We start from the raw sequence: 12,468 nt of genomic DNA on the forward strand, positions 1-12,468 counted from the left end.
TCGCAGGACGCGCCGCCAAAGAACGACGATGCTGGATGCAAAAAAGTCGGACCCATTGCGCAAGCGTCGCGCTTAGGTCCGACTTATCTGTGCGTTTCAAAATAGTTGTGTGGCATGCCAACAGCAACGCCACAAACCGATGTGCCTTCTAGCGCTCGGCATTTTTCTGGTCTGCTTCCTGCTGAGCCAATTGCTGACGAAGCGCCACCCCGGTTCTGGAGGCCTCGTGCTGCATGCTGGCTTCGGGTGTCCCCTCAAAACAGATCTGCCCGCCGTATTTACCGGCGTCCGGCCCCATGTCCACGAGCCAATCCGCGTGACTGATCAATGCCAGATTATGCTCGATCAAGATCAGCGTATTGCCGCGTTCGACCAAGGTCTCAAACAAGTCGATCAGGCGCTTGGTGTCGTTCAAATGCAGTCCCGTCGTTGGCTCATCGAGGAAATACAGCGACCCTTGGTGATCCAACTCCATCGCCAGCTTGACCCGCTGCACCTCGCCACCCGATAGCGTCGTCATACCTTGGCTCAAATTCAGATAACCAAGCCCGACCCGCTCCAGGAGCTGAACCTTGCTATCGATCGCCGGGACATCCTTGAAAAAGGCAAGCGTTTCGCTGATCGACATCCCCAGCACTTCCGCAATGTCCTTGCCGTGATAGTTATACTGCAAGGCCTCTTGACTGTAGCGCTTGCCGCCGCACAACTCACAGCGCTGAATGACCGGATCCATGAAGGCCATTTCGGTGATTGTCACGCCTTTGCCCTTACACCGGGGACACGCGCCTTTGCCGTTATAGCTGAAAAGTTGTGGTGAGACGTGATTGGCATCCGCAAACAATTTGCGCAGCGGATTCAAGATGCCAAGATACGTGGCTGGCGTCGACCGAATGTTGATGCCCACCGCGTCTTGGCTCAGATCGATATAATCCTGATCGGCGACCTTGTCTTTAATTGCCCGGACCAACGTACTTTTCCCAGACCCTGCCGGCCCAGAGATCACGGTCATCACGCCTTCAGGAATGCGGGCGCTGACATCGTGCAAATTGTGGTTGGTCACATGTGCGACCTCAAGCCAATTTCGCCCCACCCGCGGCTCTTGGAACGTCAGCGGCTCCCGCAACATTTGGCCGGTGATGGTATCCGAGGCCAAAAGCGCCTGATAAGTGCCGGTGAACGTGACCTCGCCGCCGCCCTGACCGGCTTTTGGCCCGATCTCGACGACATAATCCGCCGCGCGAATGATCGCCGGATTGTGGTCGACCAAAACGATCGTGTTGCCCTGCGCCTTAAGCTTGGCCAGCGAGCGCGTGATCAGCTGAAGATCATGCGGATGCAGACCGACACTCGGTTCATCGAGGACATAGACCAGATCCGATAACGAGCTCGTCAAAAACTTGGCGATCTTGATGCGCTGGGCCTCACCGCCCGACAGCGTATCCGTGCCGCGATCCAGCGACAGATACCCCAGCCCAATATCCACAAGGGCCTGCACCTTACTGCGCAACTCGCGAACCATTGTCGCGGCGATCGGATTCTTGATCGTGGCCAAATACTGCAAAACAGTGACCAGGTCCATGGCCCCCACTTCCGCAATATTTTTGCCTTCGATCGTCGCCTTCAATGCGTCTTGGTTGAGCCGCGAGCCATGGCAGACCGGACAAGGCTGGCGACTGACGATCTTAGCCAACGCGGCTTGATGATGTCGACCCGACGCGCTGTGAATCACCGAGCGCATCATCCGCGGGACAAGGCCCTCATATAATGCAGTGCGACCCCACTCCGCCGGCGGATTCTTAAGTTTCTGCCGCGGGGCATGCATGAAGAGGTCATATTCCTCTTTCGTATAATCCTTGATTTTTTTATCGAGATCAAAAAGGCCGCTATCACCATATTCACTCCAGCGCCACGTGCCTGGCTGAAAACCGGCAAACGTCATCGCGCCTTCGTTCAGCGACTTGTCCGGATCGATCAGCTGGTGCTCGTCGACCACATCGACAAAGCCTAAACCCTCACAGTTTGGACACATCCCCTGCGGCAAATTGAAGGAGAACCATTCAGAGTAGCCGACCCAGGGCTTGCCGACCCGGGAAAACATCAGGCGCAGCACAGAATAGATGCCCGTGTATGTTGCCACCGTCGACCGGGCATTGCGGCCGATCGGTTTTTGCTCGACCACGATCGCGACAGGCAGATGATCGATCTGATCAACCTCGGGCTGACCGTATTTTGGCAAATACTGCTGCGTAAAGCTCGGAAACGTCTCGTTGAGCTCACGCCGCGAGACCGCCGCCAACGTGTCGAAAACAAGCGAGGATTTGCCTGCCCCTGACAACCCCGCAAACACCGTCGTCTGATGTTTGGGAATCGCCAAGTCGATATTTTTTAAATTATTTTCTCGTGCGCCATGAATATTAATGGCGCCATCTGCAAATAGCTCTGTCAAGTCGTCCCTCCTCTACCTGTTGACACAAAAATCGTGGCCACCCCTGCGATTCTCTCGCAGTTCGCGCTCACGTCTGTTGTATAATTATGATACCATTTCGGCGAATTACAATAAGGCACTTTCAGGATACCTATGGAGACGCTTATGACAGATGTTGTACGGAAACAGGTGCTGACGAAGCTGACTCACGGCGATTATAACTGTGAAAAAGAATTCACGCTCGCGATGTTCAGTGGCAAATATAAACTGGTGATTCTCTGGGAGCTCGGGCATGTTAAAAGCATGCACTTCAACGAGCTGTTCCGCGTCATCGATGGCGTGACGAAAAAAGTGTTGACTAGCCAACTCAAGGAGCTGGCGGCCGATCAATTGATCATGCGCAACGCCTACACGGAAAACAATCGAGCGTTGGTGGTTTACAGCATCTCGGACCTTGGGCAGACGCTCCTGCCCATCATCGATCAAATGTATCAATGGGGCAAACAGCGCGTGCAGGACTACCAGATTCCCGCCGGTTTTAAGCTGGCCGTGGAAAATGATCTGCCAAAGACGCCCTGATCTTGCGAATCAAAAAACGGCCGCCAAAGTTCGCGGTCGTTTTTGCTAAGCTGACATTAGTCGAGCTTGGTCTTGTCGGTGACCTGCAACTTGTCGTCGAAGGTATAAACAACAGGCTCGCCAGTCGCCATTTCAAGATCCATGATATCGTCATCGGAAATGTTTTCGATATACTTGGTCAAGGCACGCAGGGAGTTACCATGCGCTGCGATGATGACGTTCTTGCCGGCCAACAGATCTGGTGCAATGTGATCTTCCCAGAAAGGAATGACACGTTCGAGGGTGACTTTCAAGTTCTCGCCACCAGGAATGATGCGTGGGTCCAAGTTGGCGTAACGACGATCCTGTGCGGCAGAACCTTCGTCGTCAGCGGACAAAAGTGGCGGCAAAGTATCGTACGAACGACGCCAGATATGAACCTGCTCGTCGCCATACTTGTCGGCAGTTTCCTTCTTGTTCAGACCCTGCAGAGCGCCATAGTGACGTTCGTTCAAACGCCAGGTCTTCGTTTCAGGAATCCAGAGCTGGCCGGAGCCTTCCAGTGCATAGTGCAGTGTCTTGATCGCACGGGTCAAAACAGAAGTGTAAGCCTGGTCGAATTCAAGCCCTGCAGCCTTGATCAATTCACCGGCATGCTTTGCTTCCTCAACACCCTTGTCGCTCAGGTCAACATCGACCCAGCCAGTGAACTGGTTGGACAAGTTCCATTGACTTTGGCCGTGACGGATCAGTACCAATTTTGCCATCTTAGAAATTACCTCGCTTTTAAGATTTGTCAGTCTGCTGACGGTTTTACATCTATTTATAATACATCATTTCAGAAAACTTTGCATTGAGAATCAGGGAAGGGTGCGGAGGTGCGCGGGATGGCGGATCAGCTAACTTGGCCCTGGCGCTTGAGGCGCGCTTCGCCTCGAGTGACGGGGACAGTTAGCTGCATCCGCCATGCGCACCGGAGCCCAACTGGGGGAAGGGTGCGAAGCGGGGCGCTTAGGGATGAGCGGCTAGTTCGGCTCTGGCGCTACGGCGTCCTTTGCCTCACAAAAACGCGTCCCCCTCACCTGTTCCATGATATAGTATTCCCGGAGGATCATTATGCGAAAAATCTGGTTCGGGGTCGGCGTTTTGTGGCTGGTCAGCATTGTTTATTTTCTGATCTACGTGAACACGCCTGCGTTGCGCACCCTCGTTGATACGACGGGCTTGTGGGCCGGGGTCCATGTGGCGGCTGATTTTGCGCTGATCGGCGGCGGCATCGCCTTGATCATTCACTTCATCCGCAAATTCGTGCACCACGACGACTGAATCTAAAAATCGGCCGAGCGCAGCAAAACACACCTGCCTCAGCCGATTTTTCCAATCAAGTGGTCATTGATTTACTTTGAGTCTTTCTCGTCCGTCTTCGGTTTCGCCGAGGCGGGCGTTTTTGATTCCGGCGACACGTCCTGGGAATCAGGGCCGGCTGCCGTCGATTTTTCCGTCTGCGCACTCACCTCGGTTGCCGGATCCTCCGCCGGTCGCGGCAGGTCCTCCACCAGTGACTCGCTTCCTGAAGCTTTTTTCACCCCAATGATGTCAAGCAAGAAGGTGAAGATCGGGATGCCGACGATCAGGCCCCAGGTGCCAAACAAGCGCTCAGCGACCAGCAGGATGACGAAGGTGAAAAACACGGGCAGGCTCGTGCGACTGCTCATGAACTTCGGATTGAGCACGTACGCTTCCAAAATGTGAATCACGATGATCATGATGACGATCGTGATGACTCCTTGCAGGCCATCGACGGTGAACGCGATGATCGCCAGCGGCACGACCGAGATGATCGCCCCGGCCACCGGAATCAGCGACAACAGGAAGACCATGATCGCCAAACTCGGGACATTTGGCATCTTCATCACCAGCAGCGTGACCGTTGTGATGACCGTATTGACGATGGCGATGAAGATCTGCGCCTCAATGACCACCCCGAAAGTATCAATGAATTTCGTCGCAAAATAGTGCAGATCTGCGAACAGCCAGCCAAATGGGGATTTGATAAAGAGGTTGCCGAAGCGCTTCAGCTCATCGATTTCAACGGTGAAAAAGAAGCTGAGCAGAAAGGCCAACAACAGCGTGACGCCCATGGCCCCCACGTTGCTGGCATATTCCAGGACCGTTTTGACCCCGCCTTCCAGCTGGGTGCGCAGATTGAGCGACTGCACATTTTTCAGCACCCACTGCATCGCCTGATTATGGGCAAATTCATCGCTGTAGTAAAACTTCTGCACTGAATTGAAAAGCGCCACGCTTTGCCGGATGATCGCCGGCACATAATGGACCGCGGCATACGACAACCCAAGCAATACCGCGAGATAAAGCGGTCCGACCACCACCACTGGGCGAATGTGGACATGCCGACGAATTGCGTTGACCAAGCGGGTACACAGAAACGCGAAGATGAACGTCAATAAGATGATGCTCATGACGCTGCGTGCGAGCCACAAGATCAGCGCCACCCCAGCAAGCACGACCGCCCGCCGCAATGGGATATTACTGATGAATTTGCGATAAGTCATTTCGGACCCCTCCCTTGACACCCGGTTATTATAGCAGAGCTTCAGCCAAAAAAAATACATCCTGCGCCGGAGTGCGGGATGTATCCAAGCTTATTTGTGCACGCGTCATCAATCGAACACGCTAAGGGTACTGCTGGTGGCCTTGGCCGTCTTAGTCAGCTCACCTTGGACCACGATGCGGTGCGTCTCCCCTTCAGTCGGTGAGGCACACGTGATCAGCGTGAGCAGCTTTTTCCCAGGCACGTCTTCGATCCACTGGACCTGCGTCTCATACACCACTGTCTTGGTCGTTACGCGGTACGTGTAGACCTTGGACATGTCCGTGATATACATATTGTCGCCTTTTTCAACGCCTTTCAGCGGGGAAAATAGGACGCCACTGGCCGTCATGTAGTGGCCCGCCAACGCATAATTGCCGTCGCCCATTTTCTGGCCGGCGTTCATCGTGCCTGCCCCTTGTGACAAATTTTCGTTGGCCAGCCCGAGCAAGATCGGCAACCGCATCTTCACAGAAGGGATGGCGATCTTGCCGATGCCGTTCACCTTGCTGGTTGTCGCCTTGCCGACGGTGGCGACGTCGAGGGCCTTGACCGACTTGAAGTCGAAGTTGCCCTCTTTTTTTTCATTCTTCTTGACCGTTTCCTTCGAAATGGTCTTCATCGTCGATTGGCCCATCCAGTTGACGACAAATAATTTGATCTGCTCGTTGAACACAAGCGCTAGGCCGACGACCAGCCCCAGCACAAGCAGTGTGCGCCACAGCCAAGTCTTGCCGCGTGTGTGTTTTTTATTCTTTCGATCCGCCATCCGGGCCACCGTCCTCTCGTAAATGTATTGTACACGTGCGGCCGCCTTTGAACAACTTTGTGGGCCATGTTCGGACGCGGAATTTGCGTGCCCCTTGTTGTCTATAAACTAGCATAATTGCTTACTAAATACAAGCGTCTGGCATTTTTGCTTTTGAAACGGTTACATTGCGCCGCCGCCTTGTACGTCAAACTAGAATGATTATAATTAAAGATGATGTTAGGGCGACCTAACGACTAAGAGGAGTTGAATAGTTTGACCGAAACAAATGCACCATCATCGCAACGCGCCTTTATCGCGACCTTACTGACGGGTACCTTTTCGATGTCGATCTCACAATCATCGCTGAGCACCGCCTATCCCACTTTCATGAAAACATTTGGGCTCGGCGCGGACACGATCGCCTGGCTGACGACCGGTTTCATGCTAGTCATGAGCCTGATGATCCCCGTCTCGCCATGGCTACTCAACAATGTGCCGTTCAAGCGGTTGTTTCAGAGCGTTGTCGCCATTTTCGGCCTCGGCACCGCGCTTTGTATCTGGGCGCCTAGTTTTTCCGTCCTATTGGTTGGCCGGCTGCTGGAGGCGCTGGCGGTCGGGATTCTTTTTCCCAGCTATCAGACGGTGATGTTGACGATCACGCCGCAGGAAAAACGCGGAGCCGTCATGGGCACGGCTGGGCTGGTCATGGGATCGGCCCTGGCAGTCGGACCGATCATCTCCGGTGTTCTGCTCCACTGGTTTGCGTGGCAGGCGCTTTTTGTCGTCTTCCTCCTCGTCGCGCTCGGCGTCTTTCTCGCCTCGACCGTGACCATTACCGATGTCATGCCGCTGCACGTGTCGCAACTGGATTGGCTGTCCGTCGTGCTTGCCGCCAGTTTTCCGGCCTTGCTCTATGTCCTGACTGTGACCACAAGCCGCGGGTTCTCCTGGCCACTTGCAATATTGCTTGTGGCGGCCGTGCTCGCAGGCATCTGGTTCATTGTGCGTCAGTGGCGCGCCACTCAGCCACTGCTTCAGCTCCGCGTTTTTGCCACGCCGATGTTTACAAAGTCAGTCCTGATGACCGGCATCTCTTATATCGGCTTGATCGTCACAACCATTGTGATGCCGCTGTATTTTCAGAAGGTCCTGCACGAAAACACGCTGATTTCCGGCCTGTCGTTGGTGCCGGCCGCCGTCCTGCTCAGTCTGCTCAATCCGCGGGCGGGCAAAATGCTTGACCGGCTGGGGCCGCGGCTCGTCGTGACCACCGGCATGGGCTTGATCACTGTTGGATTTGCGCTGATGGCCTTGCTTGCCGGGCGCATGACTCTGCCAATGGCGATCATCGGCGCGATGATCGCCGAAGCCGGCAACGCGTTTGTCATGATGCCATCTGTCACCGCCGGGGCAAACGCATTGCCCAAGGACTTGATCTCAGATGGCACCGCCGTCACTACCACCGTGCGTCAGCTCCTTGGCTCGACAGGCGTGGCCGTGGCGACCCTGATTCTCCAACAGGTCCAAGCCCTGTCCGGCAGTTTGATCACTGGATTTCATTTCACCTTCTTGGTTTTTGCCATCGTCGGTGCGGCGGGCCTAATGCTTGGCATGACGATGCCGGGCAAACAGGTCAAGGCACGATAAGGAAAAAGCGTCAGCGTCGGCCTGCCACATTCGCGTGTGACACCCGACGCTGATGCTTATTTTTCAACTTCAGTAAACTGACGTGCCAGATCGAACTTGATGCGATGATCCAACTCGATCAAGCCGGGCCCCGTTTGGCAACCGATCGCCAGCACCTTGACTCCGGCCGCCTGTGCCTGGGCGACGGCGGTGGTCAACTCTGGAAACCGCTGATCATAGATCGTGCAGGTGGCGATGCCTGGCAGTTGGACCACCAGCACCAAATAGCTTGCGATGCCTTGCTGAACCGCGTCGGTCAACGTGTGCACATGCTTGAGCCCGCGTTCAGTCGGCGCATCCGGAAAGGCGGCGTGCTTCCCATTGGCCAATGTGACGCCTTTCACTTCCGCCAGCCAGGACCGGCCACGGGCATCTCTGCCCGCAAAATCGATCCGCGAATCGCCAAAGACCGTTTCCGGGTGAACCTCATAAGGCAAGACCATCCCCGGCAATTTCAGGGTGCCTGTCATCAGCCCCGCCCGCACAACGCGATTTGGCGCCAGGCTATCGATATTGATCCAGCGGCCGTCACGGCGCACCGCAAGCACATCCCAATGCGTCTTGCGCTCGGGGTTGGCCGCAGGGGCCACGCTGATCGGCGCGCCGGGCCGCAAAAGCTCTTTGTTGCGGCCAGTATTGCTAATATGAGTGGCCACGATCTGATGATTGAGTGCGACCATCACCGTAAACCGGCTCACACGCTCAATGACATGACCCACTTGAACATTTTGATAGCGCATCACGCACCTCCCGCCTCACTATACCATGGATAATTTCCCGGGCAATAACCCGCGCAAAGGAACTCGTCTTTCATTGCCGCCAGCCGCCGCGTAAAATAATGGTCGAAAGCGAGGGGAAACAACCATGTCGATCGGACCACAGCTCAGAAATGCGCGCACGACCCAGCAACTCACTCAGCAACAAGTCGCCGACTCATTAAACGTCACCCGCCAAACGATCTCCAGTTGGGAGACCGGGCACAGCTATCCGGATGCAGGGAGTTTGATCGACCTGAGTCGACTGTATCAGCTCTCATTGGACACCCTGCTCAATGAGGATGCAGACCTAGTCACAGATATTCACCGGCAATCGGCCGTCTTGCACCGCATCAAAACGGTGTCGCAGTTGAGCCTGGTCGTCGATCTGACCTTTCTCGCCTTAATACTTGGTGACTTGTTGCATTGGCCAGGCATGGCGATGGGCGAAATTGCCTCATGGCTCATCACTGCATTGATTCTGATCAACTTAGCCATCATGTTCAACATCAGCCACAGCGAACGCCTGATGCGCCGTCTCCCGGATCCCCCGCGGATCATTCGCCAGACATTTATCATCGCGTTTCTGGGCGGCGTCGGGTATGCCGGCCTTTTTCTCCTCATCGGCGGGCCTTGGTGGCTCTGGACCATCGTCGGGTGCGTGCTACTCGCACTGTTGGTGACGCGGCTCCTGCATGGTATTCAACAAGCCAATGGCCAAAAAAGCTGAGCGGAAATTTTCCGCCCAGCTTTTTTTGTTACCGCAAGATCACCAGGTCGTGGTGTCCGGATTCGTGGCTAGCCCCGCGACGCCGCGCAGGCCATCCAGGGTCTTCATATCTTCGGCCGAAATACTGAAGTCAAACAGTTCCGTATTTTGCCGAATACGGTCTTCATGAACCGACTTGGCCAGTGGCAAGAACCCGTGCTGCAGAGACCAGCGCAACAGGACCTGGGCCACGGACTTGCCATAATGACCCGCCACTGTCGCCAGCCGCGCATCGCTAAGCAACTTGCCGGTGCCAAGCGGGCTGTAGGCTTCGTTCAAGATCTTGTTCTTGTCGTTCATCGCCGTCACTTCAGGCTGCAGATCAGACGGGTTCAGGAAGATCTGGTTGACCGCCGGCATCACAGAACCGGTCGCAGTGATCACATCCAGGTGAGCCTGGCGGAAATTGGAAATGCCGATCGCCCGGGCCTTGCCTGCCTTGTAAATGGCTTCCATCCCGCGCCAGGTGTCCGCGAGGCTGTCCGGATAGCTGTCACGTGCGCTCACTGGATTTGGCCAGTGAATCAGATACAGGTCCACATAGTCGAGGCCCAGCTTAGTCAATGACGTATCGATGGCTTGTTGGCTCAGGTCAAAACTGTGCGCGTTGTTATTCAGCTTGGTGGTCACAAACAGCTCGTCGCGCTTGATGCCCGATGCATGGATGCCTGCGCCGACCGTCTCCTCGTTGCCGTACATCGCCGCGGTGTCGATGTGGCGATAGCCCGCCGCGATCGCCGCTTCAACGCTCTTTTGCGCGACATCACCATCTGGCGTTTGCCACGTGCCGAACCCGACGACCGGAATCTCGACCCCGTTGTTCAGGGTAAACGTGTCTGTCATACCATTCAATTCAGTCATATGCTGTCTCCTTTGATGTGATAACGGCTCATTGCTTGTCTTAAGTAAGTATAGCAATATCAACCGCTTGATGCGAAGCAAACCGGCTGGTAGTTTTGACCTAAATCGACGCCGCCTTCGTCCTGACTCGATCAATCAGGGACCAGTGCACTAAAAAAGCCGCCGCAGCGACTTTTTTTCATATTAGCGCACAATGATGACTGAGGCGTTCGCCTCGCGTGCGATCTCGCTTGCGACATGACCAATATGCGAGTGGCCACGGGCCGTGTGCGAGCCGACGATGATCAGATCCGGATTGAAACTTGGCGCGATGTCTTCCAAGATCACGCGGGCCGGTTTGCCCTCGCCGATCAGTGGTTGCACATCTTGGACGCCAAACGCCTGCGCTTTTTCAACATAGGTGTTCAGATGGGCCACGATCTCGCTGCGCCGATCACTCAGCATGTCCGGTGACAGCGATTGATAAATGTTCAGATCGCCGGTCTCAAGGACTGAGACGATGCCCAGTGGAACTTCATAGACTTTTGCGACGGTACATGCATAATTGAAAGCCTTGTGGGACGAATCATCGTCGTCATCGTCAACTGCAAGGAGCAGCCGGGAATAATGCATCGACTCGACGACAAAATCTTCTTCTGTTTCTTCTGCCATGCGATGATCCTTCTTTCTGTTGAGGCATTTCCAACGCCTTTAGTTTACTACGCCTTGGCACTATTTTCCGCAAAATACTGCTTATACCGCACCGCATAGTTGTGCCACATGTAGCGCAGCAGCAACCAGCGCTTCGGCGACATATCATGCTTGTAAAAGACAGTCGTGCCGGACTGGCCTTTTGCAAGCAGCGCCAGCGCCTCGTCCTTGGCAGGATTTTCAGCGGCATACTTTTTGAAAACAGATTTGCCAACGCCCAGCCAAAGTTGGCGCTTGGCCGCATCCTCATTGGCGAAAACAGTCGGCTGATCGGCCAGGGTGCCAGCGATATAATCCTGCACCGGCCACGCCGCCAGATTGTAGCCATTCAGCGTCACGTAAAACGAGCTGCGGCCCTGGCGGATATTGATCTCAAACAACTTGAAGGTCTTATCGCGGCGATCATATTTCAGGTCGAAGTTGGCAAACCCAGTGAATTGAATGGCCTCAAGGAACGTTTTCAGCTGGTCGTAAAGCGCCTGATCAAATTCCGGCAAGATCGCGACGTAATTGCCAATCGCATACGGCGTCGGATCCTGCAGCAGTGGATGGCCCAGGCACATCATTTTCACATGATGGTACTGGTCGACATAGGCGTTGACGACACGGTCATTACTGTCATCGCCCGGAATGAAGTCCTGCAAGATCAGGTCCGAGGTATACCCATTGTCGTAGATCTTGCCGATGATCGTGTTCAGCTCCACCTGTGAGTGAATCGTGAACGCCTTTTTACGTCCCTCAAAGTGGATATTCAGCCATTCGACCGAGTTCGCCGGCTTGAGGGCCAGCGGAAAGGCAAACGGCGCAGTGACAGGCACCTTGCTGTCGTACATCGCCTGCGTCACGATCATCGTGTCCGGGTAAGGCAAATGATATTGATCGCAGACTATATAAAAGTTCTCTTTATTATTCAATTGCCGAAGCAAGTCATAATCCACATACGGACAGATGAACGTCTTGCTCAGCTCGTCCTTATGCTTGGAGACCAGCTCCGCATAAGTGTCCCCGCAAGCAATCAGGAGCTTTGGCCCAGGCACGGCGGCATACTGATCCACCAACTTGCGCATCGCGTCAATAAAGAATGGATCCGCATCGAAATGCTCGATCAAATGCACATCGACGATCTTGGAAAAACGCGTGGGTGCTAGCTGTTCACGGGCATAAATGGCCACCGGCTTGCCGGTCAATTCATGAAAAGACCGCGCCATGCCATAAACATTCATATCACTGCCCAACAGGATCGGGGTAAAAGCGGGTAATTCAGTCATTAATAAATCTCTCCTTAAGCAAAACAAAAGCCGTCAAAGCATTATAACACAGGGTGCGAAGCCGAGCGCTTAGGGGTGGGCAGCTAGCTTGGCT

11 protein-coding genes and 1 pseudogene are annotated in these 12,468 nt (G+C 54.6%); 4 read left to right on the forward strand and 8 right to left on the reverse strand.

Features of this window, described 5'->3' with window-relative positions; translation table 11 throughout:
- Nucleotides 1-148: 148 nt before the first annotated feature.
- A complete protein-coding gene (locus tag JUE67_RS06670) occupies nucleotides 149-2,446 on the reverse strand; it encodes an ATP-binding cassette domain-containing protein (protein WP_203626346.1) in 2,298 nt (765 codons plus the stop codon).
- 144 nt (nucleotides 2,447-2,590) lie between these two features.
- On the opposite strand from JUE67_RS06670, the gene JUE67_RS06675 reads away from it, so the two are divergent.
- Entirely contained in the window at nucleotides 2,591-3,004 is a 414-nt protein-coding gene (locus JUE67_RS06675; protein WP_203626345.1) for a winged helix-turn-helix transcriptional regulator, read from the forward strand.
- A gap of 56 nt (nucleotides 3,005-3,060) precedes the next feature.
- Here the strand turns inward: JUE67_RS06675 and JUE67_RS06680 are convergent, their stop codons facing one another.
- Nucleotides 3,061-3,750 carry a 2,3-diphosphoglycerate-dependent phosphoglycerate mutase gene (locus tag JUE67_RS06680; RefSeq protein WP_125695854.1) on the reverse strand — a complete coding sequence of 230 codons (690 nt, stop codon included), beginning with the start codon at nucleotides 3,748-3,750 and terminating at the stop codon, nucleotides 3,061-3,063.
- A gap of 349 nt (nucleotides 3,751-4,099) precedes the next feature.
- Here JUE67_RS06680 and JUE67_RS06685 point away from each other — a divergent pair, with 349 nt between their 5' ends.
- Entirely contained in the window at nucleotides 4,100-4,309 is a 210-nt protein-coding gene (locus JUE67_RS06685; protein WP_203626344.1) for a hypothetical protein, read from the forward strand.
- Nucleotides 4,310-4,512: 203 nt separating this feature from the next.
- Here JUE67_RS06685 and JUE67_RS06690 read toward each other — a convergent pair.
- Nucleotides 4,513-5,556 (reverse strand): annotated as a pseudogene (locus JUE67_RS06690) (AI-2E family transporter); the annotation flags it as partial.
- Between the two features lie 108 nt (nucleotides 5,557-5,664).
- Nucleotides 5,665-6,363, reverse strand: coding sequence for a class A sortase (locus tag JUE67_RS06695; RefSeq protein WP_203626342.1), 699 nt, complete (start codon nucleotides 6,361-6,363; stop codon nucleotides 5,665-5,667).
- Nucleotides 6,364-6,618: 255 nt separating this feature from the next.
- On the opposite strand from JUE67_RS06695, the gene JUE67_RS06700 reads away from it, so the two are divergent.
- Nucleotides 6,619-7,992, forward strand: coding sequence for an MFS transporter (locus tag JUE67_RS06700; protein WP_225877879.1), 1,374 nt, complete (start codon nucleotides 6,619-6,621; stop codon nucleotides 7,990-7,992).
- A 56-nt stretch (nucleotides 7,993-8,048) separates the two neighbouring features.
- Here JUE67_RS06700 and sfsA read toward each other — a convergent pair whose 3' ends face one another.
- Entirely contained in the window at nucleotides 8,049-8,771 is a 723-nt protein-coding gene (gene sfsA / locus JUE67_RS06705) for a DNA/RNA nuclease SfsA (protein ID WP_203626341.1), read from the reverse strand.
- Nucleotides 8,772-8,895: 124 nt separating this feature from the next.
- Here sfsA and JUE67_RS06710 point away from each other — a divergent pair, with 124 nt between their 5' ends.
- Nucleotides 8,896-9,516 carry a helix-turn-helix domain-containing protein gene (locus tag JUE67_RS06710; protein ID WP_203626340.1) on the forward strand — a complete coding sequence of 207 codons (621 nt, stop codon included), beginning with the start codon at nucleotides 8,896-8,898 and terminating at the stop codon, nucleotides 9,514-9,516.
- Nucleotides 9,517-9,555: 39 nt separating this feature from the next.
- Here the strand turns inward: JUE67_RS06710 and JUE67_RS06715 are convergent, their stop codons facing one another.
- The 3 genes from JUE67_RS06715 to JUE67_RS06725 form a co-directional block, all read right to left on the reverse strand.
- On the reverse strand, nucleotides 9,556-10,416 hold the full coding sequence (locus JUE67_RS06715; protein WP_203626339.1) for an aldo/keto reductase: 861 nt from the start codon (nucleotides 10,414-10,416) through the stop codon (nucleotides 9,556-9,558).
- A 183-nt stretch (nucleotides 10,417-10,599) separates the two neighbouring features.
- Entirely contained in the window at nucleotides 10,600-11,067 is a 468-nt protein-coding gene (locus tag JUE67_RS06720) for a universal stress protein (RefSeq protein ID WP_236002628.1), read from the reverse strand.
- A gap of 47 nt (nucleotides 11,068-11,114) precedes the next feature.
- Nucleotides 11,115-12,374, reverse strand: a complete 1,260-nt coding sequence (locus tag JUE67_RS06725; RefSeq protein WP_203637083.1) for a carboxylate--amine ligase — start codon at nucleotides 12,372-12,374, stop codon at nucleotides 11,115-11,117.
- Between the last annotated feature and the right edge of the window lie 94 nt (nucleotides 12,375-12,468).

Source organism: Lacticaseibacillus mingshuiensis (assembly GCF_016861785.1).
Taxonomy (GTDB): domain Bacteria; phylum Bacillota; class Bacilli; order Lactobacillales; family Lactobacillaceae; genus Lacticaseibacillus; species Lacticaseibacillus mingshuiensis.

Coding starts and splice junctions, on each gene's coding strand:
- JUE67_RS06675 (WP_203626345.1), top strand. CDS start 2,591: ATGACAGATGTTGTACGGAAACAGGTGCTGACGAAGCTGACTCACGGC.
- JUE67_RS06680 (WP_125695854.1), bottom strand. CDS start 3,750: ATGGCAAAATTGGTACTGATCCGTCACGGCCAAAGTCAATGGAACTTG.
- JUE67_RS06685 (WP_203626344.1), top strand. CDS start 4,100: ATGCGAAAAATCTGGTTCGGGGTCGGCGTTTTGTGGCTGGTCAGCATT.
- JUE67_RS06695 (WP_203626342.1), bottom strand. CDS start 6,363: ATGGCGGATCGAAAGAATAAAAAACACACACGCGGCAAGACTTGGCTG.
- sfsA (WP_203626341.1), bottom strand. CDS start 8,771: ATGCGCTATCAAAATGTTCAAGTGGGTCATGTCATTGAGCGTGTGAGC.
- JUE67_RS06710 (WP_203626340.1), top strand. CDS start 8,896: ATGTCGATCGGACCACAGCTCAGAAATGCGCGCACGACCCAGCAACTC.
- JUE67_RS06715 (WP_203626339.1), bottom strand. CDS start 10,416: ATGACTGAATTGAATGGTATGACAGACACGTTTACCCTGAACAACGGG.
- JUE67_RS06720 (WP_236002628.1), bottom strand. CDS start 11,067: ATGGCAGAAGAAACAGAAGAAGATTTTGTCGTCGAGTCGATGCATTAT.
- JUE67_RS06725 (WP_203637083.1), bottom strand. CDS start 12,374: ATGACTGAATTACCCGCTTTTACCCCGATCCTGTTGGGCAGTGATATG.